The organism is Serratia sp. 3ACOL1, assembly GCF_003668775.1.
GTDB lineage: Bacteria > Pseudomonadota > Gammaproteobacteria > Enterobacterales > Enterobacteriaceae > Chania > Chania fonticola.
In genome coordinates this window covers 982,262-1,007,652 of record NZ_CP033055.1, presented here as the reverse complement: position 1 = coordinate 1,007,652, position 25,391 = coordinate 982,262, and the positions used below count along the sequence as shown (strand labels likewise).

23 protein-coding genes are annotated in these 25,391 nt (G+C 56.0%); 7 read left to right on the top strand and 16 right to left on the bottom strand.

Features of this window, described 5'->3' with window-relative positions; translation table 11 throughout:
* The first annotated feature begins 190 nt into the window (after window positions 1-190).
* A complete protein-coding gene (gene cobD / locus D9980_RS04585) occupies window positions 191-1,264 on the top strand; it encodes a threonine-phosphate decarboxylase CobD (protein WP_121606550.1) in 1,074 nt (357 codons plus the stop codon).
* A 190-nt stretch (window positions 1,265-1,454) separates the two neighbouring features.
* Here the strand turns inward: cobD and D9980_RS04580 are convergent, their stop codons facing one another.
* The 14 genes from D9980_RS04580 to hybO all read right to left on the bottom strand — a co-directional run bounded on the left by D9980_RS04580 (window position 1,455) and on the right by hybO (window position 15,416).
* Window positions 1,455-2,204 (bottom strand): hypothetical protein, encoded by a 750-nt coding sequence (locus D9980_RS04580; protein ID WP_121606549.1) that lies wholly within the window; start codon window positions 2,202-2,204, stop codon window positions 1,455-1,457.
* Between the two features lie 211 nt (window positions 2,205-2,415).
* Window positions 2,416-3,006: a HupE/UreJ family protein gene (locus tag D9980_RS04575; protein WP_121606548.1), complete on the bottom strand. Its 591-nt coding sequence runs from the start codon at window positions 3,004-3,006 to the stop codon at window positions 2,416-2,418.
* A 60-nt stretch (window positions 3,007-3,066) separates the two neighbouring features.
* Entirely contained in the window at window positions 3,067-5,403 is a 2,337-nt protein-coding gene (gene hypF / locus D9980_RS04570) for a carbamoyltransferase HypF (protein WP_121606547.1), read from the bottom strand.
* A 300-nt stretch (window positions 5,404-5,703) separates the two neighbouring features.
* Window positions 5,704-6,672 (bottom strand): hydrogenase expression/formation protein HypE, encoded by a 969-nt coding sequence (hypE, locus tag D9980_RS04565; protein WP_305000459.1) that lies wholly within the window; start codon window positions 6,670-6,672, stop codon window positions 5,704-5,706.
* Window positions 6,673-6,731: 59 nt separating this feature from the next.
* A complete protein-coding gene (gene hypD / locus D9980_RS04560; RefSeq protein ID WP_121606545.1) occupies window positions 6,732-7,847 on the bottom strand; it encodes a hydrogenase formation protein HypD in 1,116 nt (371 codons plus the stop codon).
* The gene (gene hybG / locus D9980_RS04555; RefSeq protein WP_024486886.1) at window positions 7,834-8,109 is read right to left on the bottom strand and encodes a hydrogenase maturation factor HybG; all 276 of its coding nucleotides are present in this window, start codon (window positions 8,107-8,109) and stop codon (window positions 7,834-7,836) included. Before hybG ends, hypD begins: the two co-directional genes overlap by 14 nt.
* Window positions 8,109-9,074, bottom strand: a complete 966-nt coding sequence (gene hypB, locus D9980_RS04550; RefSeq protein WP_121606544.1) for a hydrogenase nickel incorporation protein HypB — start codon at window positions 9,072-9,074, stop codon at window positions 8,109-8,111. Before hypB ends, hybG begins: the two co-directional genes overlap by 1 nt.
* Window positions 9,075-9,093: 19 nt before the next feature.
* Window positions 9,094-9,435, bottom strand: a complete 342-nt coding sequence (gene hypA / locus D9980_RS04545; RefSeq protein WP_121606543.1) for a hydrogenase maturation nickel metallochaperone HypA — start codon at window positions 9,433-9,435, stop codon at window positions 9,094-9,096.
* 6 nt (window positions 9,436-9,441) lie between these two features.
* Entirely contained in the window at window positions 9,442-9,927 is a 486-nt protein-coding gene (gene hybE / locus D9980_RS04540; protein WP_121606542.1) for a hydrogenase-2 assembly chaperone, read from the bottom strand.
* Window positions 9,911-10,411 carry a HyaD/HybD family hydrogenase maturation endopeptidase gene (locus D9980_RS04535; protein ID WP_121606541.1) on the bottom strand — a complete coding sequence of 167 codons (501 nt, stop codon included), beginning with the start codon at window positions 10,409-10,411 and terminating at the stop codon, window positions 9,911-9,913. Before D9980_RS04535 ends, hybE begins: the two co-directional genes overlap by 17 nt.
* Window positions 10,411-12,105 carry a hydrogenase 2 large subunit gene (gene hybC / locus D9980_RS04530; RefSeq protein WP_098931614.1) on the bottom strand — a complete coding sequence of 565 codons (1,695 nt, stop codon included), beginning with the start codon at window positions 12,103-12,105 and terminating at the stop codon, window positions 10,411-10,413. The genes D9980_RS04535 and hybC overlap by 1 nt, the downstream gene beginning before the upstream one ends.
* On the bottom strand, window positions 12,083-13,282 hold the full coding sequence (hybB, locus tag D9980_RS04525) for a Ni/Fe-hydrogenase cytochrome b subunit (RefSeq protein WP_021804782.1): 1,200 nt from the start codon (window positions 13,280-13,282) through the stop codon (window positions 12,083-12,085). Before hybB ends, hybC begins: the two co-directional genes overlap by 23 nt.
* Entirely contained in the window at window positions 13,269-14,279 is a 1,011-nt protein-coding gene (gene hybA / locus D9980_RS04520; RefSeq protein ID WP_121606540.1) for a hydrogenase 2 operon protein HybA, read from the bottom strand. The genes hybB and hybA overlap by 14 nt, the downstream gene beginning before the upstream one ends.
* Window positions 14,280-14,282: 3 nt before the next feature.
* On the bottom strand, window positions 14,283-15,416 hold the full coding sequence (gene hybO / locus D9980_RS04515; RefSeq protein WP_024487114.1) for a hydrogenase 2 small subunit: 1,134 nt from the start codon (window positions 15,414-15,416) through the stop codon (window positions 14,283-14,285).
* Window positions 15,417-16,470: 1,054 nt separating this feature from the next.
* Here hybO and ynfF point away from each other — a divergent pair.
* Together ynfF and D9980_RS04505 are read left to right on the top strand one after the other, a co-directional pair.
* Window positions 16,471-18,909 (top strand): selenate/tellurate reductase subunit YnfF, encoded by a 2,439-nt coding sequence (ynfF, locus tag D9980_RS04510; protein WP_121606539.1) that lies wholly within the window; start codon window positions 16,471-16,473, stop codon window positions 18,907-18,909.
* Window positions 18,910-18,953: 44 nt separating this feature from the next.
* Window positions 18,954-19,235, top strand: a complete 282-nt coding sequence (locus D9980_RS04505; RefSeq protein WP_121606538.1) for a hypothetical protein — start codon at window positions 18,954-18,956, stop codon at window positions 19,233-19,235.
* A gap of 376 nt (window positions 19,236-19,611) precedes the next feature.
* Here D9980_RS04505 and D9980_RS26630 read toward each other — a convergent pair whose 3' ends face one another.
* Window positions 19,612-19,827: a hypothetical protein gene (locus D9980_RS26630; RefSeq protein ID WP_162304234.1), complete on the bottom strand. Its 216-nt coding sequence runs from the start codon at window positions 19,825-19,827 to the stop codon at window positions 19,612-19,614.
* Between the two features lie 748 nt (window positions 19,828-20,575).
* Between D9980_RS26630 and yahO the strand changes: the two genes are divergently transcribed.
* The 4 genes from yahO to xdhC all read left to right on the top strand — a co-directional run bounded on the left by yahO (window position 20,576) and on the right by xdhC (window position 24,855).
* Entirely contained in the window at window positions 20,576-20,845 is a 270-nt protein-coding gene (gene yahO / locus D9980_RS04495) for a DUF1471 family periplasmic protein YahO (RefSeq protein WP_037413937.1), read from the top strand.
* 360 nt (window positions 20,846-21,205) lie between these two features.
* Window positions 21,206-23,491 carry a xanthine dehydrogenase molybdenum-binding subunit XdhA gene (gene xdhA / locus D9980_RS04490; protein WP_121606536.1) on the top strand — a complete coding sequence of 762 codons (2,286 nt, stop codon included), beginning with the start codon at window positions 21,206-21,208 and terminating at the stop codon, window positions 23,489-23,491.
* Between the two features lie 12 nt (window positions 23,492-23,503).
* On the top strand, window positions 23,504-24,385 hold the full coding sequence (gene xdhB, locus D9980_RS04485; RefSeq protein ID WP_121606535.1) for a xanthine dehydrogenase FAD-binding subunit XdhB: 882 nt from the start codon (window positions 23,504-23,506) through the stop codon (window positions 24,383-24,385).
* Complete coding sequence (gene xdhC / locus D9980_RS04480; protein WP_121606534.1) at window positions 24,379-24,855, top strand: xanthine dehydrogenase iron sulfur-binding subunit XdhC; 477 nt, start codon at window positions 24,379-24,381, stop codon at window positions 24,853-24,855. Before xdhB ends, xdhC begins: the two co-directional genes overlap by 7 nt.
* Window positions 24,856-24,871: 16 nt before the next feature.
* On the opposite strand, the gene D9980_RS04475 is transcribed toward xdhC, so the two are convergent.
* A complete protein-coding gene (locus D9980_RS04475) occupies window positions 24,872-25,078 on the bottom strand; it encodes a hypothetical protein (protein WP_162304233.1) in 207 nt (68 codons plus the stop codon).
* Window positions 25,079-25,391: the final 313 nt, after the last annotated feature.

Below are 25,391 nucleotides of genomic sequence, written 5' to 3'. Positions count from 1 at the left end.
ACGCTTCAATTTATCACTTAGTTTTCATCTCGATAGCCTCGACAATGGCCATGCCATAATAACCTGTTGATATGGCGAATACACGCCAAGATCTGGCATTCACCTGGGCGACAGGTTCAGTTTGCAACGGATCAACGGCAATTACGCTGTGTTATCCTGCACGCAAACTTGACAGGGGAATAGCAAAACCGTGAGCGAACATGGTGGTAACGTACTGGAAATGGCGTTGAAAACCGGTCTGGATCCGGCCGAGATTATTGATTTCAGCGCCAATATCAATCCGTTGGGCATGCCCGCCAGCCTGAAGGCGGCGATTATCGAGCATCTGACCAGCGCCGAATGCTATCCCGACGTTGAATACCGGCGTCTGCATGCGGCATTGGCACGGGTTCATCACTGCCCGCCAGAGAATATCATGGCAGGCAACGGGGCCACCGAGCTGATTTACGCCATCGTGAACCGGCTACGCCCCCGCACGGCGCTGCTCCTTACGCCGGGGTTTGCCGAATACCGCCGGGCATTGCAGCGGATTGACTGCCAGATCGAGGACTTCCTGTTGGATGAAGCCGGGGGTTTTCAACCCGATGATCGCCTGCTGCAGGTGCTGGCCGAGCGCCAACCGGACTGTTTGTTCCTGGCCACCCCTAACAATCCGACCGGGCTGATGCCAGACCCCGCGCTGTTGCAAGCCATTGTCGCCTGTTGTCGCCAGCACAATATTGCGTTGATCGTTGATGAAGCCTTTATCGATTTTCTGCCGGATGCGCCGGGGCTGATCCCGCAAATGGCGGAGTATTCCCGCCTTTATATCCTGCGCTCATTGACCAAATTCTTTGCCATCCCCGGCCTGCGGCTCGGCTATCTGGTCAGCAGCGATCGCGCGGCTTTACAACAGATGAAACAACAGCGCGAACCCTGGACCATTAATGCCTATGCAGCACTGGCAGGCGAAGTGATCCTCGACGATCGCGATTACATCCAGCAAACCCACCAATGGCTGGGAGAACAGCGTGCTTGGTTGTTTGACGCGCTGGCCACCTTGCCGCACTTGCGCATTTGGCCAGGGACTGCGAACTATATTTTCCTACGCTGCCTGCGTCCCGGCTACGATCTGCAACAGGCGTTGTTGCAGCACCGCATCCTGATCCGCCACTGTGCCAACTACCCTGGCCTGTCCGCCGACTATTATCGGGTGGCGATCAAGAGCGAAGCGGCCAACCACAAGCTGATAGCCGCGCTGCAACAGGTGCTGGCAGAGGACTGAGGCATTTATAGGCGTCAAACATTAACCTATTGAATATCTTAATGGGCGCAGCATGCAGCGCCCCTACAAGGTGAGCCGGAGGTAATTTGTCTGGGGATCGCACATGTTCGACCGTAGGGGCGCAGCATGGCACGACGACTCTGTTCGTAGAGGCAGATTTTTTTCATGGTTGCTAACGACCAGGCACGGATTAAAAACGATGATCGAGCAGTTTATCCTGTGCAACCGGATACGCTTTACCATCGAACTTGAGTTCGACGCGGGTCTTGGCAACGACTTTGCTGCTTTCCACGCAGTCCTCCCCTTTTTTGCTGGCTTCCTTGTGCGTCGCCATGGTCTGTAGTTGTAGATCCTGTAAGCCGTTATGTGCGCTCTTGCCAAGCGCCAATGCGCGATGGGTCGTGGCAAAATCCCCTGCACACTGGCCATCCCACTCACCGCTATATTCATTCATGGTGAGATTGTTGAGCACCAGACTGACCTGCTGATCTTGCAGGGTATAGAGGTTAAGCCGTTCGATGCTGATGGGATTGACCGAGGAGGAGCCACGGTGGATAAAACGCACCCCGAAGGCGCGTATCGCTGGAGATAATTGGTAGCGCGCAGTGTCGATGGTCACGCTGCTGGTGTAGATGGCATCATCCATAATCGCTTTGGGATGATATTTGCTGGCCAGCACCTTGCCGGTCTGGCTATCAACCACCAAAACGGCGACGTCATAGTCGGTAAAATCGGGTTGGGCCTCTTCCTTGGGTTCCAGCATCAGCACCGCTATGGTTTTTTCCGGAGCATAGGGCCACACCTTGCAGGTGGACAGCTCGGTATTCATGGTCGTTTTGGCGGCGAAGGGCTTAGCCAGCTCGGCCAGGAGGGGCTGGCAATCGGCCAGAGAAGAAAAAGAAACCAGGCATAACGCCAGTAAACCTATCACCCTGTTCATAGCAACATTCCCTGTCATTCTTTAATTAACTCATAGGGTTAAAAGTTGTGCGGAAGATAGCGCAGTATCAAACGCAATTAGCTAGCAGGGAATCTAACTATAAAATAGGCACAAATCCAGCCGCTTGTTATTTTTTGAGATAAACAGGAGAGACTGCTGGCAGCGATCGCAAAGTCACTGCCAGCAAACCTTGGTGAGGAAATGGTTAAACTCAGATCACACCGCTGAGCAGGCCGATCCCCAGCAGAGATGAACCGCCGCCAATCACCCGCGCCCAGCCGCTATGCGTAGACGAAGACGCCAGCAGATAACCGATACCCAACCCTGCCACATGCAGCAACGCCGTTGCAATCACCATACCGGAAAGCGCCGCCACCGAATGAGAAAGCTCAGAACCGTGGGCCAGACCGTGGAAAATGGCAAAAGCGCCGATAATCAATGCGCCCGTTATCGCCGACAGTTTCAGCTGTAAGGCAACCATCACGCCAATGCCCAGCAGCGAGGCGGCAACGATGAACTCAGTGCCAGGTACGGTCACACCTGCCATGCCAACCAGCGCACCGGTCAGCAGCAAACCGGCAAACGCCAGCGGCGCCAGCCACCACTGCTTGGTATTCATAGCACTCCAGATGCCTACCAATACCATGGCAACCAGATGATCCATCCCGGTCAGCGGATGGATAAAGCCTTCGGTAAAGCTTAATACGTGATGCGCGCCACCGTCATGGCCCACATGGGCAAAGGCCAGCATGGGGAACAGCGCCAGTAGGGATACAGCTACAGCTTTGACATTAATACGCATAATGAATACCTAAATTTTCCAGTGAATGAAGGTGGTGGTTTTACTCGTGAAAACAGTTGATTACGTTATAAATTCATCCTTATGCCTGCCTTGAATAAGTCGGTTGGCGGCAATCAGCGCCTGCCCCAAGGCCAACCCGCCATCGCCTGCCGGTAAACGGGATGGCAGCAAGACCTGTAATCCGTCCAACTGCTGGAGCAACAGTTGCCGCAACAGCGCGTTATGCATCACTCCACCGGACAGCACGACGGTATTGATGCCGTATTGCTTTGTCGCGTGGCGAGCCAATGCGGCAAATCCCTGGGCCAGGGCGAAATGGAACGCATAAGCACGCTGTGCCGGGGGGGCCTGATAGGCCAGCCATTGCCGCCAGAAGGTGGCCAGATCCAGCTGATTGCCGAGCAGCGGCAGTGAAACCGGGGGCTGATGAGGCGGGCTTTGCCACGCCAAGGCTTCCAACTGGCAGGCAGCCTCCCCCTCCCAGGAAATTTGTGGCGGCACGATTTGTAATGCTGCGGCCACCGCATCAAACAAGCGCCCGGCGGAAGAGGCCAACGGTGAGTTGATTTGCCGTTCTACCGCCCGCAGTAAGATCGTCACCTGCGGTTGAGGAATAGAGGCGGCCTCTGGCAACGTCTGCCAATCGGGGACAAAACGCTGTAACTGGGCCAACAGGTTGCGCCACGGCTGGCGAGCGGCCACATCGCCCCCTGGCAATGCCACTGCGGGCAACCCGCCCAAATGCTCACAATGCTGATAATCTACCAGCAGGCATTCACCGCCCCACAATTGCCCGCCAAGGCCATATCCCAGCCCATCCAACGCCAGCCCTATTACCTTACCGCCGTCGCGCGGCCAGCCGTGTTCCGCCAGGCAGGCTACCAGATGGGCATGATGATGCAGCGTGGTGACACAAGGGATCGTCCGCTCGTTGGCCAACGCCAGGCCCTGCTGTTGGCTGAGATAGCCGGGGTGGGCATCGATGGCGATCGCCTGTGGCACCACGCCGTAGATTTCGCCAAACAGCGCCAACAATCGTTGTTGCTGTTGCCGGGTGGTTTCATCTTCCAGCGAGCCTAGATGCTGGCTGACCACCGCCCGGTCATCCCACAGCAGGCAGAAGGTATTCTTGCTATCGGCTCCCAGTGCCAGAATGGCCGGTTGGGCGGTAAAGCCAGGGGGCAAGGGCATCGCATCCGGGACATAGCCACGTGCCCGGCGCAGCATCTCACTACCCTGCTCGGTCAAGCGTACTAAAGAGTCATCGGCTCGCTGGACGATCTCGCGGTTATGCAGCAGCCAGACGTCAGCCACCCCAGCGAGTTCATCCAGTGCCTGTTGGTTGCTCAGTGCGGGAGGTTTGCCTGCCGGATTGCCGGAGGTCATCACCAGTGGCCGCGCGACCTGTTGCAACAGCAGATGTTGCAGTGGATTAGCCGGTAACATCACCCCTATCTCATTCAACCCCGGCGCAATCTCCCCGCACAAGGGACTTTGCGGGTGAGCCATTACCAGCACTATCGGGGCTGGTGGGCTACGCAACAGCTTTAACAGTGCCGTCGGTTCCGCGACCTGAACACATTGTTGCAGCCAGTGAGTATCCGGCATCATCACCGCCAAGGGCTTGGCAGGGCGATGTTTACGCGCACGCAGGCGCTGTACCGCAGCCGAGTTGGTGGCGTCACAGGCAAGATGAAAACCGCCGATCCCCTTCACCGCCACGATCTGCCCGGCAATCAGCGCCAGTGCGGCCAGTTTCAGCGCATCGTCGGCGCTAGCGGTGGTTTGGCCTGCGGCATCGCTGAGCCACAGGTGCGGGCCACACTCCGGGCAGGCGGTAGGCTGTGCATGAAAACGACGGTCGGCAGGATCCTGATACTCCGCCAGGCACTGCGGGCACAGCGGAAAAGGCTGCATTGAGGTATTGGGCCGATCGTAGGGCATCCGGCGAATGATGGTAAATCGCGGGCCGCAGTGGGTGCAGTTGATAAACGGATAGTGATAGCGCCGGTTATGCGGCGAGTTCAGCTCTGCCAGGCAGGCATCGCAGGTGGCCGCATCCGCCACGATATGGGTATCCACTTGCCCCGCTCCGCTGCTGGCAATGGTGAAACTCGCTGGCTGTTGCGGCCAGTAAAACGGTGTAGAGGTGACGCTATCGATCCGCGCCAGGGGTGGACACTCTTGCGGCAGTACCCGCAAAAAATCCGTTATGGCAGACGATTGCCATAACTGGACGATCACCCCGGCACCGTCATTGCTGACCTCGCCGCACAGGTTAAAGCGCCGGGCCAGCAGCCAAACGTAGGGACGAAATCCGACCCCTTGCACCTTGCCCTTGATCCGCAGGCGAAGGCCGTTGCTGCTGGCGATATTCTCCGGCTCAAAATCTGCCATGTTGTCCTGATCCTTCTGTTGGTCCTGCGCCCCTCACCCCAACCCTCTCCCACAGGGAGAGGGAGCTAATTCGGTGCCTTGGTCAGCTATCGCGATCAATCTTTGTCTCCCTCACCCCAACCCTCTCCCCAAGGAGAGGGAGCTGATTCGGTGCCGTGGTTGAGTACCGCGACCGACCTGTTGTCCTCAGCCATGATCAGGTGACTCTCTGCAACTGAAGCGAACTCGGTCGGTCCCCTCTCCCTGTGGGAGAGGGTTAGGGTGAGGGGCAAAAACACACTCAACACCACAACCAAACCACTAGCAGATCCGTGGCAAAGGCTCATCCAGCGGCAGATCCAGCCGCCGGGAAACCCCGAACAGCCCGGTGAGGCTCACCTGCTGGCGCTCGGTGGTATGGCCAATCACCGCCGCATCGCGGCCCAGCGGATGACTATGCAACGCAGCTAACACTTCAGCTTCAGCCTCGGCTGCCACCACCAACACCAGCTTGCCTTCGTTGGCAAAGTTGAGCGCATCCAGCCCCAGCAGTTCGCAAATCCCCCGCACCGCCGGTTTCAACGGTAACGCCGCCTCGGAAATCGCCATGCCACAGCCGCTAGCAGCGGCAAACTCATGTAGCACCGCCGTCACGCCGCCACGAGTCGCATCGCGTAAAGCGCGCACCCCGGCAATCGGTAACAATGGGGCAATCAGCGGAGCCAACAGCGCGCAATCGCTGCTTAATTCACTCTCCAGGCCCAGCCCTTCACGCAGGTTCAGAATGGTTGCGCCATGATCGCCCAAGGTGCCGCTGACGATAATGCTGTCACCCAGGCGGATGTTAGCGGCCCCCCACTGGACGCCAGCCGGGATGGTTCCCAAGCCGGTGGTATTGATAAAGATTTTGTCTGCCGCACCACGGGGCACCACTTTGGTATCGCCGGTCACAATCTGGATCCCGGCCTGCTGCGCCGTGCTGGCCATCGACTGGACGATGCGTTCCAGCGTGGCATAAGGCAACCCTTCCTCCAGGATCATGGCGCAGCTCAGATAACGCGGCTGGGCACCACTGACGGCCACGTCGTTAGCGGTGCCGCAAACCGCCAGTTTGCCGATATCACCACCGGGGAAGAAAATGGGATCGATAACGTAACTGTCGGTCGATACCGCCAAGCGGTCGCCCGAGGTAACAAGCTCATCCAGTGAGATTCGTGCCTGATCTTCCCGGGCATTTAATGCCGGATTGGCAAAGGCGGGTAGCATGAGTTCTTCAATCAGGGATTGCATGGCGCGGCCACCGCTGCCATGGGCCAGAGTAATTTCTCGCCCGTTGTTCTCTTCACGCATTATGCGTTCTCCCTGCGATACTGATAGTAAGCCGAGCAGGCCCCTTCCGAGGACACCATCAGGGCACCAAAGGCGTTCTCCGGCGTACATTGCTTGCCAAACAGCGGGCAGGCATCCGGTTTGCAGCGCCCGGTCAACACTTCGCCACAGCGTGAACGCGGATCGTCAGCCACCCGCTGCGCCTGCGGTTTAAACCGCAGCTCTGCATCAAAATCCGCATACTCAGGTTTGATCTGCACGCCAGAGTGGGCAATCTCGCCCAGCCCGCGCCATTCGCTGCTCTCTTTCAGGCCAAACACCTCTGCCATCGCCCGCTGGGCCAGAAGATTGCCCTGTTCAGGTACGATGCGCCGGTATTGGTTTTCTACCGCACGGCGGCCATCACGCAGCTGTTCCAGCAGCATCACCAAACCTTGCAGAATGTCCAACGGCTCAAAGCCGGTCACCACCAGCGGCTTATGATAATCCGCAGCGATAAACTGATAGGGCGCGTTGCCGATCACCATGCTGACGTGGCCCGGCGCCAGGAAGCCGTCGATGCGCACATCGGGCTGCTGCAACAGGCTGCGTAAGGTGGGGATCAGAGTGATATGTTGGCAAAACAGAGTGAAATTTTTCAGCTGCCGCTGGCGGGCTTGCTGCAACGTCAAGGCGCTGGCGGGCATGGTGGTTTCAAAACCCAGGCCAAAAAACACCACTTCACGCTGAGGGTTATCCGCCGCCAGCTGTAGCGCATCCAGCGGCGAATAAACGACCCGGATATCGGCACCACGGCGGCGGGCATCCAACAGTGACCCATTGCGGCCAGGAACCCGCATCGCATCACCGTAGGTGCAGAAAATCACCTCCGGATGGGCGGCAATCTCCAGGCAACTATCAATGCGCCCCATCGGCAATACGCAAACCGGGCAGCCGGGGCCGTGGACAAATTCCAGGCTGTCCGGCAACAGTTGGTCAAGACCAAACTTGAAGATCGCGTGGGTGTGGCCACCGCAGACTTCCATCACCTGTAGCGGCAGGCGCTGCGACTGGGGAATGGCTAACATCAACGTTTCGATGCGCCGTAACAGCGCCTGACATAGCGCCGGATCGCGGAATTCATCAACGTAGCGCATTGGCATCCTCGTCATCCCGTGCCAACCCGACGGCGCGCATATGCTGCAATGCCGCCAGCGTCTCCAGCGCTTCCTGTTCATCGAGCAGGCTCATGGCAAAGCCGACGTGCACCAACACCCACTGGCCGATCAACTCCTGCGGTGATCCTTCACAGACCAGCGCAATATTGATCCTGACCGCCACGCCGCACACGTCGGCCCAGGCCAGTTGGTGGATATCCTCCCCCACTGCGGTCACCTTGCCGGGCACACCGAGGCACATTATTGTTCCCCCAGCCAGTTCAGCCAGAGATCCATTCCTTCACCGCTGGTGGCCGACAATGAGATCACCTGGATGGACGGATTAACCTGGCGGGCAAACTCGATGCATTTCTCTACAGAGAAATTAACGTAAGGCAGCAAATCGATCTTGTTGATAATCATCAGCGTTGCGGCAGCAAACATATGAGGATACTTCAGCGGCTTGTCTTCCCCTTCCGTCACCGACAGCACTGCGACCTTATGTCGTTCGCCCAGATCGAAGCTGGCCGGGCAGACCAGGTTGCCGACGTTCTCGATAAACAGCAGGCTGTGATCCTGCAAATCCAGGCGGTGTGCCGCGTCGTGTACCATCTGCGCGTCCAGATGACAGCCCTTGCCGGTATTAACCTGAATAGCCGGTACGCCAGTGGCGCGAATACGCTCGGCATCGTTAGTGGTTTGCTGGTCGCCCTCAATCACCGCGCAGGGTAATTTGCCCGCCAATCGTTCCAGCGTGGCCGTTAGCAAGGTCGTTTTGCCCGAACCGGGGCTGGAAACCAGGTTCAGCACCAGAATATGTTGCGCGGAAAAGTGTTCGCGGTTGTGGGCCGCCAGATGGTTGTTCTTGCTCAGGACGTCCTGTTCAATCTGCACCAGACGGCGCTGTCCGATACCCGGTGCATGGCTTCCCGCCTCGCCGTGTCCATAGTGCAGGTCTTGCGAATGCGGTTGCACCTCTGGCGTAAAGCGCTCCGCCGCTGCGACACCCGCGTAATGGTGATGCACATCGCCCTGGTGGTAATAGTGATGATGGTGATGGATCACCACGCCTGCCGGTGCTTGATGTTCTCCGTCGTGGTGGTGGTGATGATCAGGATGATGGTGGTGAGCATCATGATGGTCGTGATGATGGTGGTCGTCATGGTGATGATGTTCGTCACCTTCGATGGTTTTTTCGCCACTGGCGCAACCGCAAGTCGTACACATCGTTATTCACTCCTCAAAATTATTCCACTTCCAGCTGCTTCAACCGCAGGCTGTCACCGCTCTCAACGCGCAACTGGTGGCTGCCGCACTGTGGGCAACCTTCATCATGTTTTTCAATCTGCACGCTCATGCTGCAACTCCAGCACCAGGCGCGTGCCGGCTGGTAGTCCAGCAATAACTGGCACCCCTCTGCCAGCGTATTGCGGGATGCGGAGGCAAAGCTGAAACGCAGCGCGTGCTCTTCAATACAAGAGAGCGCCCCAATCTCCAGCCACACCGCCGTCACCCGTTTAGCTCCGTGCTGCCGAGCCTGCTGCTCTATCAATTCCATCGTGCTCAGGCACAGGCTGATTTCATGCATCTACGCCTACGCCGTTCTCTGTGACAGACCAAATAGCGCCCTGCGCCCCGGATTACTGGGGATGTTGCCATCCGCCACCGGTAGCGAAAGCGCCATCTGCGCGCTCTGTTGTGCCAACGCCAGCGCCTGCTCGGCCCCCAGATGGCGATCCAACGGAGACATCAGCGAACAGGCCAGGTATTGCCCGCAACCCGCAATCTCACCGACGATGAACCGCACGCTGCCGCAAGGCAGGCTCAACGCCAGCTTGTCTCCCACCGCATAGGGTTGCCAAACCTGTTCAGGACCGGGCAACACCAGCAGGCTGAGCATCCACGGCGTGAGAATGGTGCCGACCCACTGCCGTTCAAACAGCTGAAAGCCACAGGCACGCACCGGGATTTGCGGTTGGAAAAACGGCAAACCCTGCATCTCACCATCGGCGATCGCCTGAAAGGCGGTTTCCAACCGCGCGCTGGGATTGAGCTGAAAACCGTTAGTCACAGTCTGCATTGGCCACCTCTTTTGGCTCCGCCACCACGCCGCTCTCTTGCAGCGCCAGCAACACCTGGGCTAACGCTGGTTCAATCGCCTGGCTGACCACGGCGGTCAGACCTATTCCAGGCTCCAGCGACTCTGGCACCACGCCCACCAGGGTGAGCCGACGGGGAAACTCATCCGTCAGCCGCAGCGCCATCAGCACGTCGGAAAGCCCAAGTTGATGGGGCGAAACCTTACGGGTAAACAGCGCCGGGATCTCTTCGTCATACAGCACGGCGACGCTGCCCGGTGCGGCACCGGTCAACACCGCATCCGCCACAATCAGATGATCGCGATCGGCCATCATTTCCATCAGTTCCATCCCCGAGGTGCCACCGTCCAGCACCTCAACATGGGCCGGTAAGCGATAGCGCTGCTCAAGGGCTTCGACGATGCGCACGCCCACTGCTTCATCGCCCAATAACAGATTACCTATGCCTAATACCAAGATTCTCATTACAGCACCTTGACCCTGGTCACTTCATTGCCAGTGGTGTCTACAATATGTACCGCACAGGACATGCACGGGTCGAACGAGTGGATAGTTCGCACCACCTCCAGCGGTTTGCTCGGATCGGCCACCGGCGTGCCAACCAGCGAGCGCTCGTAAGGACCGGGCTCATCGTTAAAGTTGCGTGGCCCGGCGTTCCAGGTTGAGGGCACTACTGCCTGATAGTTGGCGATCTTGCCGTCCTTGATCACCACCCAGTGGGACAATGCACCGCGCGGAGCTTCGATAAAGCCCACGCCCCGGATCTCACCGGTCAATGGAATATTCGGTGGGATAAAGGTTTCGTGGTCGCCGCTGCCAATATTGCTCACCAACGCCTGCCACTGCTGGCCCAGGGTTTCATGCAGTACACAGGCATGTACCGTGCGCCCGACAATGCGGCCCAGGGTCGACGGCAACTGATCGGCGGTTAACGCTTTGCCGGTCAGGGCCTGGTAATTGCTGTTGACCTTGGCAAAATATTTCTGGGTTGGCGGGTGTTCGGCTTGCAGGGTACACATCAGCCAGGCCAACGGCCCCATCTCTACCGCTTTGCCGTAGAAGGTTGGCGCTTTTACCCAGGAGTATTTACCATCTTCTTGCCAGCCAGTGTATTTAGGCCGGGTCAGCCCTTCCCACGGTGCCAGTGGTTCATCGTCCTGATACCAGGCGTGTTTACCGCTCTCCTGAATACCCTTGATCAGATACTCATCGCGCTGGTTGGCGATCGGTCGGAACTTGCCGTTCTCCAGATAGCCACCCGGCATCAGGAACTGGTCGCCTTTACGATCGATCGGCAGCTCCGGCACGCAGAGATAGCAGTCTGAGCCTTTGCCGAGGGTTAGCCACTCAGGGTAATGCGCCGCGATCACCGCGCTGTCCACCAGATAAACCTGCTCGATAAAGTCGCCCAGGCGATCGATAAAGGTTTTCAGGTACATCAGGCGCTCGAGGTTCAACACGCTAGGGGCATCGAGGTTGATCGGGTTAGCCACCCCACCCACCGCCAGGTTCTGGATATGCGGCGTTTTGCCGCCCAGTATTGCCACCACGCGGTTGGCATCACGCTGGCATTCCAGCGCCTGCAGATAGTGGGCAACGGCGATCAGGTTAATCTCCGGCGGTAACGCCATGGCCGGGTGCCCCCAGTAGCCATTGGCGAAGATGCCCAGTTGGCCGCTGGCGACCAGATCCTTGATCTTCTGCTGCACCCGGGTGAACTCGGCAACGCTGTTCAACGGCCAGCTAGACAGGCCACTGAGCAAATCGGCAGCCTTCTGTGGATCGGCCTTCAGCGCCGAAGTGACGTCTACCCAGTCCAGCGCCGAGAGCTGGTAGAAATGCACAATATGGTCGTGAATGCTGTGGGCGGCGGCAATGATATTGCGGATATACTGGGCATTGACCGGGATCTCCATGCCCAGCGCATTTTCCACCGTCCGCACCGAGGCTAACGCGTGAATGGTGGTGCACACGCCGCAGATCCGCTGGACGATCATCCACGCGTCACGCGGGTCGTTACCTTGCAGGATCTCTTCCATTCCGCGCCACATGGTGCCGGAGGACCAGGCTTTAACCACCTTGCCGTCTTCGATTTCACAGTCGATGCGCAGGTGGCCCTCAATACGGGTGACGGGATCAATGGTGATGCGTTGGCTCATGCTCTACCTCTAACTGGTTGTTTTCATTCTTATGTTGATGCGCAGGCAGCACCGGTAACAACCGGATCAACAGGATGTACGCACAAACTTCAATTGCCACAAAGCCGATGGAGATCAGCAGTTCGCTGGCCGTCGGGAAATAGTGGTAGCCATTGCCAGGGTCGTAGGCCAGCAACGCGTAATTCAGCCGCCAGAACGACGCTCCGCAAACCATGCTCAGCGCACCGAGAAACAGCAGGCGTGAGTTGCGGCGGTTACGTTTCCAGCGGAACATCACCAGCGGCACCAACATCAACAGCGTTTCCACCCAGAACGAGATGGCAAACCGATCGAGATGCCACAGATAGTCCGTTTTGCCGCGCCAGATCAGTTCCCCAAAGCGCAGCACAATAAACAGCAGTAAGAACCCATCGATGATGTAGGTCATGCGGGCAAACAGCGGCGTTTCCTCTGGCCCTTTCCCCCGCAGCCCGGCCTGCACCAGTGAGCCTTCAAATATCACTATCGAGAAGCCCAGAATGCCCGCCGTCAACAGAGAGAACAGCGGTAGCATTTCGTAGCTTTGCCACAGCGGGTGGATTTTGATCCCCGCCGCAATCATCAGCGAACCCATCGAGGATTGGTGCATGGTTGGCAGCAATGCGCCCAGGGCGATCACCAGGAACATCACCTTGTTGAGCCTTTTGAGCGACACCTTCCAGCCCAGCCGTTCCAGCAGCGCTGGGGCAAACTCCAGCGCCACGATGCCAACATAGATCGTCATACAGACCGCGGTTTCAAACAGCACCGACGAGGTGTTGAAATGGCCGGGAATATAGAAGTAAGGCAGGTTCCAGTAACGGCCGACGTCGATGGTGATCGACAGCCCGCCCAGCGAATAGCCGAACAGGCTGGCTAACAGCGCAGGCCGCACCAGCGGGTGATATTCTCCCCGGTTGAACACATACACCGCCCAGGCCAACGCCCAGCCGCCGCAGGCTAAACCGGTGCCTACCAACAGATCGAACGCGATCCAGATCCCCCAGGGATAGCCGCCGTTCAAATCGGAAACATCGCCCAACCCCAACACCAGACGTTTGAGGATCAGCAACAGGCACAGCACCACAAACGGTGCCAGCATCATCACCGGCCAGCTCACCAGCCGCCCGCCGAGTGGCTGCGTTTTATGCGTCGTCATGTTTATCTTCCTTCTTGTCCTGACGCTCGTTACGCTGGTTGCGCTGCACCAGGAAGGTGATCCCGGCCAGAGCGGCAAACGGCAACACCATGCCTTTGTACAGCGTGTGCTGGATATGCTCGGAACGCGCACCGGTTGACAACTCCTCCAGCGCTGGCAAGCCGAGATCCTCAAAAGGCACACCGGTCAGCACCAGCACCTGCGTTCCGCCGCCCTCATGCTCGCCATACAGGTGCGGTTGGTAATGTGGCACCGGGTGTTCGTAATGGTCGTTGCCCTGCAGGGTTTGGCGCGGATAACGGTAATTTTCACCGGGCTTGATGGCCAGACGTTGTTTGGCTTCGGCCATTAACTGCTCGCGAGTGCCAAAGATCACCGCCCCGGTTGGGCAGACTTCGACACAGCCTGGCAGCCCGCCCTGATCCAGCCGGGCAACGCCTTTCTGGTTACAGAGTTCGCATTTGTGGATCTTGCCGAACGGGTTGTCGTAGTCGTATTTCGGCACGTTGAATGGGCAGCCCACCATGCAGTAGCGGCAACCGGTACAGACATCGGGGTTGTAATGCACGATGCCGGTTTTGGCATCTTTGTGCAGCGCCTGGACCGGGCAGACGGATACGCAGTTAGGATCGACACAGTGCATGCACTGCTTTTTGATATAGGCGTAGCCGTTGTCCACCTGGTCTTTGTGCTTGCCGTCTCCGCTGGTCCACACCTGAATAATGTTGTTGGTGTAAGGGCTGAGCTTGTCGTTGTTCGACCAGGTCGCTTCGGTACCCGCGTAGGCATAGGTTTCGCCATGCGGTTCATCGGTATGGTTGATACGTTGGCATTTGCTGACACAGGCCTGGCAACCCACGCACAGGGTCGAGTCATACAGCATGCCCAGCGAGTTGGGGATGGGCTGCTTGTTCTCCGGCCCGGCCTGCGCCGCAGGGGCAACCCCTACCAACATCGCGCCACCGCAGGTCAGTTTTAGAAAGTTACGTCGATTCACGGCTTACTCCTTGCTTGGCGGCTGCTCGTCGTCTTTACGCTGCGTTTTTTGCTGCCGCCCCAGCTCTTTCACCGCCATCAGGCTGACCCCGGCAACCAGGCCGACGACACCGCCAAGCAATCCCATCGCCGTTGGGCTGACATGCCCGCCTTCGACGATACCCACTTCGGGTTTGGCGTTTCGTGGGGTAGGATTTTCGACGCTAGCCAACTGGGCGATCCCTTTGGTAAAGCCGATACCCTCCTCGTTACAGCCGTAGCAGGGGTGGCCGATCCCGACCGGCCAGATGCCACCGCCCACGTCGCAGAACTCCAGCGTTGAGCAGTTGCCGTAGGTTTCTGGCCCCTTGCAACCAAGGTGATACAGGCACCAGCCCTGCCGATGGCCGTCATCACCAAACTGTTTGGCAAAACGCCCGGCGTCAAAGTGCGGACGGCGCTCGCAGTTTTCATGGATCAGACGGGCATAGGCGAACTCAGGGCGATTTTTAGCATCCAGCGCCGGTGGCCGTTGATAGGTGATGATATGGGCCACCGTCGCCAGGAAGTTGTGCGGGTTAGGTGGGCAGCCGGGAATGTTGATTACGGTTTTGCCGGGTAAAATATCCTGCAGGCTGACTGCGCCAGTCGGGTTAGGTCCGCTGGCCGCGACGCCGCCCCAGGCAGCACAGGAGCCGATGGCGATCACCGCAGCGGCGTGCTCTGCCGCATTACGGATATGCTCAACGATCGGCTTACCGGCCACCATGCAGTAGACGCCGCCATCCTTCATCGGAATGGAGCCGTCGACCACCAGCACGTATTTCCCTTTGTATTGCTCAATCGCGCGGTGCTTGTTTTCTTCCGCCTGTTCGCCGAACGCAGCAGAGAGGACTTCGTGGTATTCCATGGAAACCACGTCAAGCAACAGGTTCTCGATCGTTGGGTGAGTGGCCCGTAACAAGGACTCCGTACAGCCGGTACATTCCTGAGCCCCGATCCAGATGACCGGTGGCCGCTGTGGCGAACCTACCGAGTGGGCTATTTCGGCGGCGGCTTTGGTGCTGAGCCCCATGGTGGCGGCCAATGCCGCACATAACTTCATAAAATCGCGGCGATTCACGCCATCCCGGAAAAATGTTTGATTTTCCCTTATCATTATTATCTATCCCCTGTTGATGACTGACATGCAAGCCCGTAAACACAGTATGCGGGTGGTTAATATATTGTTATTTTCTGGCTATCCTGAGTTGATCTTTATCAACCTTTGCTGAGGTAACAGTTAATATTTGCGTAACATGAGAAAAATCGCTTCAGCAAAAAATATTTTTCTTGCATATTTATCTGGCTAGATTTATTCGCGCACGTATTTAAATAACAATAACTCTCATTACCTTTTAAATAAAAATCCTAACCCCGTTAAATAAGCCACCAACCAAACAACAAGAATAATAATGTATTCACCTGCATCGTTTTGTAACAATTAATATCCCCCCCTGCCTCAGCATAAGCTTTACGACACAATCAAGCGTGATGAGTATAGAAAAGCCCGGGGCAGGAAAACACGTAATATGCCGTTTTAGTTTATAATTTTATTGCAGAGTCATCAGCGGGGCCGTGCTTGGTAATGGTGTTGCAGGATGTCGAAATTTTACCCGATTTTCCTACCACTGTGACGGCTGGCGGGGATTGGTCATCATGCAATACATCGGGGATTAAGCAATGAATGACTTTGCTAATCCCTCTAACACGCGCGTAACGGGGGGCTTATGTTGCACGAGGCCATAACAATATTGTATCGACGCTGGATTTAATTCACCAACATCCCTTAATCCTGCCAACCAAATATGCTATAGATTGAGACACCGGCCTCAACACAACGCTTGCCGCTGTGAAAAGAAACAACCAGCCCGCTTTATTCGCTTGCGAAAAGCTAAAACTTGACCTCAAGCAAACTTCATCTGCCCCGCGCACGAGTATACTTATTAAGAGGTAATCTAATTATCAAGCTGAGAGATAACTTTGCATGGCGAATATTACCAATGCAAATTCATTAATGCAGACGGTTTTATTCGCTACAGGTTAGCACTTTTAATAGTTCACGCCACCGTTGCCTGACTTAAAACGTCTTGCCAAGAGACATCATAGGTTAATAGCAAACCAGACATCAGGCGTTATCGGCACCGAAATAGGCCAGCACAGGGAGCACTATCATGAACGATAACAACAACCCGGACCTGCTTCATCACCCGTTCAGCCGTCGTAAGCTAATCAAAACCGGCTCGGCTACCGGCTGTTTACTGGCCGCCACTTCGGGGCTGGTGTTGCCCTTCCGTAAAATCGCTGCCGCCGAGCCGCTGCCAAATGCCCAACTGCCGGAAGACAAGGTGGTCTGGAGTTCTTGCACAGTAAACTGCGGCAGCCGCTGTGCGCTGCGCCTGCACGTGCGGGATGACGAAGTCTACTGGGTGGAAACCGACAACACCGGTAACGATCAATATGGCAACCATCAGGTGCGAGCCTGCCTGCGCGGGCGCTCTATCCGCCGCCGTATGAACCACCCGGACCGTCTGAAATACCCGATGAAACGCGTCGGCAAACGCGGCGAAGGCAAATTCAAACGCATCAGTTGGGAAGAGGCGCTAGATACCATCAGCGGCCAGTTGAAGCACACCCTGGCACAATACGGTAATGAAGCGGTGCACGTGCTGTACGGTACCGGGGTCGACGGCGGCAATATCACCAACTCCAACGTGCCTTATCGCCTGATGAACTCCTGTGGCGGCTTCCTCAGCCGCTATGGCAGCTACAGCACCGCGCAGATCACCGCCGCCATGCCCTATCTGTACGGCGCACAGCAGGGCAACAGCCCGGATGATATCGCCAACAGCAAGCTGGTGGTGCTGTTTGGCAACAATCCGGCGGAAACCCGCATGAGCGGTGGTGGCGTGACCTACTATCTGGAACAAGCCAGGGCAATTTCTAACGCCAAGATGATTATCATCGATCCGCGCTATACCGATACTGCTGGTGGCCGTGAAGATCAATGGGTACCGATCCGCCCGGGCACCGATGCTGCGTTGGTTGCAGGCATCGCCCACGTGTTGATCAGCGAAAACCTGGTGGACCAGCCGTTCCTGGATAAATACTGCGTAGGCTATGATGAAACCACCCTACCCAGCAGCGCGCCAAAAAACGGCCATTACAAAGCCTATATCCTCGGCCAGGGTGACGATGGCATCGCCAAAACGCCAGAGTGGGCGGCTCGTATCACCGGGATACCGGTCAACACCATTATCCAACTGGCCCGCGAAATCGGCATGACCAAACCGGCCTATATCTGCCAGGGCTGGGGGCCACAGCGTCACGCCAACGGTGAACAAACCGCCAGGGCCATAGCCATGTTACCGATCCTGACCGGTAACGTCGGTATCAACGGCGGTAATACCGGCTGCCGCGAAGGTAGCTTCGATCTGGGCGTGGAATGGTTCGACATGCTGACCAACCCGGTACAGACCAAGATTTCGGTGTTTACCTGGACCGACGCCATCATGCGCGGCCCGGAAATGACCGCCAAACGTGATGGCATCCGTGGCAAAGACAAGCTGGACGTACCGATCAAGTTTATCTGGTGCTATGCCAGCAATACGCTGATCAACCAGCATGGCGATATCAGCCGTACCCACCAGATCCTGCAAGACGACAGCAAGTGTGAAATGATCGTCGGCATCGAGCACTTTATGACCTCGTCGGCCAAATACTGCGACATCCTGCTGCCCGATCTGATGCCAACCGAGCAGGAAGACCTGATTTCTCATGAGTCCGCAGGCAATATGGGCTACGTGATCCTGGGCCAGCCGGCCACCACGCGCAAGTTTGAACGCCGCCCGATTTACGAGATCCTTTCCGAGGTGGCCAAACGGGTTGGGCCACAGGCCGAAGCGACCTTCACCGAGGGGCGCAACCAGCAACAGTGGATCGAATACCTGTGTGAGAAAACCCGCGAACGCAACCCGGAGATGCCAAGCTATCAAGAGATGAAAAGCGCTGGTATTTATAAGCGCAAATGCCCGGAAGAGCACGTGGTGGCCTTCAAGGAGTTCAGAGAAGATCCGCAGGCCAACCCGCTGAAGACGCCATCGGGCAAGATTGAAATTTATTCCGAACGGCTGGCGGAGATCGCTGCCACCTGGGAGTTGGCGCCAGAAGATGTGATCCATCCGTTACCGGTCTATGCCGCCGGGTTCGAAGGTTGGGAAGATCCGCTGAGCAGCCAATATCCGCTACAGCTGTTTGGTTACCACTACAAGGCCAGAACCCATTCCAGCTACGGTAATATCGACGTATTGCAGCAGGCTTGCCCGCAGGAGGTGTGGATCAACACGCTGGATGCGCAGGCGCGAGGTATCAAGAACGGCGATCGGGTGAAGGTCTTTAACGGCCGAGGCGAGACGCAGATCCAGGCGAAGGTAACGCCACGCATTATGCCCGGCGTCACCGCGATGGGCCAAGGTGCCTGGCTGGCGGCGGATATGTTTGGTGATAAGGTCGATCACGGCGGCAGCGTGAATATTCTGACCCACCATCGCCCTTCCCCACTGGCCAAGGGCAACCCGCAACACACCAATCTGGTGCAGATTGTGAAGCTGTAGGTAGATTTGGGGCTGGTTGAACTCGGCCAGCCCCTTCAACACCGTTGTGGCTACATGGCGATGCGCTGCTGTGGCAAGGCTATGCTCCGGCCAACCCGGCAGTGACAGATCTGAGTTATCTGACATTACGCAGCCATCAGCCGCAGGCGGAGTTTATTGGCGTATGGGATTTTGACGATCGGCAGCCAATAACCGATATGCATGTCAGCCGGTATAGCGGAGGTCTGCGCATTCAGCTGCGGCGCGGGGAATTAATGCTGACAGTGGAGGTGAACGACGGTAGCGACTCGCTACCTCAATGGCATACAACGCAAGGTGCGGTATGACTGCCATTTAACCATCAAAAAAACGGCAAGATTGGCCCCAAACTGATTAACCGCTATGGGGCCAATATTTTTCCTTGATTAGGCTGGCTATCATTTTTCTTTCGATATTCTGGTCACTATCTTACACACCGCGTTGTAAACCAGATCGATCAAACGGTAGCAACCTAAAGGTATAACGAATACAAGAATTGTCTTGGTAAGCCATGAAGGGAGTTCGATGACAGAAACAGCTAAAATGCCAACGCAATAAAACAGAGGGTTAATAATGAATAATACAAGAACAAAAATCCATATGCTATATAAAAAATTTGATTTAATCATCATTGTATAACCCTCTGTGTAGGTGATGCGATAGGTAACATGCTGGTATTAGTTTTTAGCCATGAATCACATTACCTGCTACAGCTGTTACCTGAACTCCCACCACAATTGCTATTGCTACCCGTTCCGCCACCACCGCCATTACCTGTATTGACGCAACCATTAATCCCGCCCAAGGCACCGAGAGCAGCGCCTGCAGCTGCACCGCCAAGGCCACCTCGCGAACCGCCAATCGCCCCCGCGAAAGCGCCAGAGGCAAGACTACCGACACAATTGGCATCCATACCGGGAGATGAATTGCCGACAAAGCCATTGGCCTGCCCGCCATAGTTAGTGGACGCGCCTCTTCCCTTGTTGTTATTGCGACCGCCGTTATCCGACCGATCACCACCATTATTCCCTCGACCGCCAGAAATTTGATCAAGCATAGCATTATCAATAACTCTCATAAACAGCTCCTTTATTAATTAATATAAAACAACCTGGTTCGAAATCATTATTAACCCAGCGCAATTTAACATGCAACACATTATTTATTAGCGAGTCAAGTAACACGTATAAATATAAACTTACTTATACTCACCACATCTCTATGATTTGCCTGACTTTCAGGCTTACTGCTCAACACTGGAGAAAGTATTTTACCTTGAAAATAAATTAAAGCATCCAACGGATATTATGTGGACCTCTTATTTATTCATTTAAACTTAAAAATAATGTTTTCAGCATCGGGTTGTTCCTCCCCGATAGTTGCACTGCTCACTTCTAAACCCTGCCGCCGCCCAAGTTGGGTGGTGTACGCTGCAGAGGCTGTTTTACCTCCCCTCACGTCAAGACCGATTTGGAGCTCTCGTCAATTATTCGTCTATACTGGGTGGCAGGGACTTTACAATTGAAGCCTTTCACCTGAAAAGTACCTTATGCAGTTGCTTTAGCCTGATCATAACCACTTTTAATCCCTCGCATTAATGCGGTTTTATTTGAAATCATGCACTCAACTAGTCACAAGGAAACACACTATGAAGAAACTGATACTGGCTCTTTTCGCAAGCACACTCGCCTTCAGTTCAGTCGCCGCAGAATTGATGGCAAAAGTAGATTTCGAAAAGGTGAAAGATCAATATGTTAACGTCGGCAGTATTTCCACCTCTGGCGAAACCTCTCAATCTGATGCAAAAGAGGAGCTTTCAAAAAAAGCGGATGAAAAAGGTGGGGATATCTATGTGTTGACCTCGGCTAACACGGATAACAAAGTTCATGGTACGGCGGAAGTCTACAAGAAAAAGTAGCCTTGCCATTGAGTTAGCGTTGGCCATCCCGCAACGAAAATTGCCCTGATCTCTTCAAGGGCAATTTTTTTGCGCTCATTCTGATGCCCCCTCTTCGAGAGTGGGCTGGTTTCGGTATAGCTAGTATCAACCTGATAATCTTATCCTTATCAATATGATAAATTATCGTCGTACATCGTCTTTGCTATGCCGTCATTGGTGCGTCCTCCCCCCTCTTTGACCACCAAAAAACTATCACACCCCCGCCATAAACCAGATTCAACTCACAAATCTCACATCCGGCTGATTTTTCAACCCATTATGGCCTGTAAGTTGCTGCTGTTGGCTATCGCGACTTTTTCTCTCACCGAGGAGAGCAAGATGCCTGTAGGAACTTCGCCCGAACGCGTCGATGCACAAGCCAAAGTCACCGGCCGGGCGCGTTATACCGACGATATGACCATGCCCGGTATGCGCCATGCCAAATATGTCCGTAGCCCAATTGCCCATGGCCTGGTTACGCGTATCGACACCAGCAAAGCCCTGCAACTGCCAGGGGTGGAAGCCATATTCACTTATCAGGATGTGCCGCAGCATGGTTTTCCGACTGCCGGCCACGCCTGGTCGCTGGATGCCAATAAGCGTGACGTAGCGGATAAACAGTTGCTGACCCAGCATGTACGCCATCACGGCGATGGCGTGGCGATCGTGGTCGCCTGCGACGTGTTAACGGCAGAGAAAGCCGCCATGCTGGTTGAAGTGGAATATCAGGAACTGCCAGTGATGACCACAGCAAAAACCGCGCTGGCAGCCGATGCGCCGCTGTTACACGGCGGTAAAAGCAATTTACTGAAACAGCACCAGCTCAACGGCGGCGATCCCGTGGCAGTATTGGCTGCGTCAGAGGTCGTGATCGAAGGCAACTACAGCACGCAGGTAGTGCAACATTGTCATCTGGAAGGGGTGATTTCTTACGCTTACATGGACGAGATGGATCGCATCGTGATCGTCTCAAGCACCCAAATTCCCCATCTGGTACGCCGTGTGGTAGGCCAGGCGCTGGATCGGCCATGGTCATCCATCAGGGTGATCAAACCCTATATCGGCGGCGGGTTCGGCAATAAGCAGGACGTATTGGAAGAGCCGATGGCCGCATTCCTGACCTGGAAACTCGGCGGCGTGCCGGTCAAGGTTGAACTGAGCCGCGAAGAGTGCTTTTTGGCGTCACGCACCCGCCACTCGTTCGCCATCAGCGGTAAGATGGGCATTAACCGCGACGGCATCCTGCAAACCTATAGCCTGGAGGTGCTCTCCAATACCGGAGGGTATGCTTCTCACGGCCATTCCATTGCCTCCGCCGGGGCCAATAAAATCGCCTATTTGTATCCGCGTATCGCCTTCGGCTACAAAGCCACCACCTTTTACTCCAACCTGCCGAACGCCGGAGCCATGCGCGGCTACGGTGCACCACAGGTGACCTTTGCCCTGGAATGCATGATTGACGAAGCCGCCGCCCAACTGGGGATGGATCCGCTGGAACTGCGGCTCAAAAACGTCGCCCGCCAAGGAGATCTCAACCCACTCAATCATAAAGAAATCAAGAGCGCCGGGATTATCGAATGCCTGCAAAAAGGCCGGGAATTGTTTGACTGGGATGCCCGTCGTGCCGCCTGCCTGAACCAAAGTGGCCCCATCCGCCGCGGCGTTGGCGTGGCCTGCCTGAGCTATGCGTCCAATACCTATCCAGTTGGCGTCGAGATTGCCAGTGCCCGGTTGTTACTGAACCAGGACGGCACCATCCATCTGCAAGTCGGCGCGACGGAAATTGGCCAGGGATCGGATACCGTGTTTGCACAAATGGCAGCGCAAACCATCGGCGTGCCCTTCTCTTCCCTCTACGTTATCTCCACCCAAGACACCGATATTACCGCCTACGATCCCGGTGCCTTCGCCTCGCGGCAAAGCTATGTCGCAGCCCCAGCCATCCGCCAGGCCGCTACCGAACTACGCGCCAAGATCCTGACCCATGCAGCCTATATGTGCAACCAGCCCGAATGGGCGCTAGATGTGATCAACGGCGAGGTGGTGCTGAAGGAGATGCCGGAAAAAGTGTTGTGCTCGGTGCAAGAGGTCTCCATGAGCGCCCATTACGATCAGGAGGTCGGCGGGCAGATTATGGCCGAAGTTTCCTGTAAAACCCGCAGCAATCCACCCGCCTTTGGCTGCACCTTTGTTGACCTCACCGTCGATATTGAGCTGTGTAAGGTCACCATCAACAAGATCATTAATCTGCACGATTCCGGCCAGATCCTTAACCCACTGCTGGCCGAGGGACAGGTGCATGGCGGCATGGGGATGGGCATCGGCTGGACGCTGTTCGAAGAGATGATCATCGACGAGCAAAGCGGCATCGTGCGCAATAACAATCTGCTGGATTACAAGTTCCCTACCATTCTCGATCTGCCAGAGTTGGACTGTGCGTTTGTCGAAACCTATGAGCCGCAATCTGCCTATGGGCACAAGGCGCTGGGTGAACCGCCGCTGATCTCTCCCGCCCCGGCGATCCGTAACGCCATCTGGATGGCAACCGGCGTGAAGATAGATGAGTTACCGCTGACGCCCAAAACGCTGTATCGCTACTTTTCGCAGGCGGGCCTGATCGAGTAACTGGAGAACACTATGTACGATATTGCACACTATTATCGGGCGACCAGCATAGACGATGCCGTGCGGCAATTAGCCGCCGATCCGCAGGCCCGGCTGATTGCTGGCGGTACCGACGTGCTGATCCAGCTCCATCATATGAACGGCAAATACCGCCATTTGGTGGATATTCACGGCCTGAACGAGCTGAACGGCATCATGCAACTGCCGGATGGCACGCTGCGTATCGGCAGTGGCACCACCTTTAGCCAGATTATCGACTCACCGTTGGTGCAACGCCATATTCCGATCCTGGCAGAGGCAGCCGCGACGATCGCCGGGCCACAGGTGCGGAATATGGCCACGCTGGGCGGGAATATCTGCAACGGTGCCACCAGTGCGGACTCCGCCTCACCCTGTGTGGTGATGGAAGCCGAGCTGGAAATCGCTACCCCCACAGGGTTACGCCGCACGCCGATCCAGGGATTCCACACCGGCCCAGGCAAAGTCGCGCTGGGGCAAAATGAGGTCGCCGTAGCGTTGCTGTTCAGGCCCCAGCACTATCAGCACTTTGGTGCCAACTATTACAAATACGCCATGCGTGGTGCGATGGATATTGCCACCATCGGCTGCGCTGCGGCCTGCAAAATTGAAAATGGCCACTTTAGCGCGGTGAAAATCGCCTTTGGCGTAGCGGCCCCAACGCCGATCCGCGCCCCCCATGCCGAGGCCGCAGCTCTGGGTCAGCCATTCAATGCGCAAACGCTCGCCGCCGTGCGTGAGGCGGTCATACGTGACGTGCTGCCACGTTCATCCTGGCGCGCCAGCAAAGAGTTCCGTATGCAAATCATCCGTACGCTGGCAGAGCGCGTGCTGGCCCAGGCGGCCCAACGTGCTGGAGGAGAGTTATCATGTTGATCAATTGCACCATCAATGGCCGCCCCTATCAGTTCGAGGTCGATCCCCGCCTGTCGCTGATGGCGTTACTGCGTCAACAAGGGCTTAACAGCGTCAAACAAGGGTGTAGTGTGGGCGAGTGTGGTGCCTGTACCGTACTGATCGACGATGTGGCTACCGATACCTGCATTTATCTGGCGCTCTGGGCCGATGGCAAAACCATCCGCACCACCGAGGGCGAGGTGAAACAGGGCAAACTGTCTGCCGTACAGCAGGCTTATGTGAATGTGGGGGCGGTGCAATGTGGTTTTTGTACGCCGGGGTTGGTGATGACCAGTACCTCAATGGTGGAACGCTTTCGCGGCCACCGCCTCACCGAGCAGGAGATCCGCCGCGGCCTGGCCGGGAATTTATGCCGCTGCACCGGCTATACCTCGATCGTCAAGGCGGTGGAACAGGCACAGCAGCTGGATGAGGAGATGCCGAGTTGAGAAACGCGGGTAAACGCTAGTGGTGGATTTGCGCCAGCTCTTCTTCTGAAAGGCCGGTCAGCTGTATGACTATGGCGTGATCGAAGCCCTTAGCCAGCATGGAGAGCGCTATCTTCAAGATGGCCTCTCGCCCTTCCTTTCGCCCTTCCTCAATACCTTTCTCTATACCTTTCTCTATACCTTTATCGAAACCTTTTTGCTCGAGATATTCTGCAATAGTCATCAATTCCTCCTCATGCTGCGGCGCGCGTCTGGCCAATTCACGGAGCAGTCTCTCCGGTTTGGCCGTACTCCCCGCAGCAGATAATTTATCAACGATATTATTCAGGATCATCAGAGGAAACAGTAAGCCATTCAAATAAAAAAAGCTCAACTTATTGATTTAAATAAAAAACTTAGATTACCACCTGCCAGCCTTGTTCTTATCTGTAATCCATCAGGGTGTTCATAGACACATTCGAACCGAATTGATGTATTGAACTGTGTAGGAGCGCAGCATGCAGCGCCCCTACCTTTAGCATCGAGTGCAAGTTGGT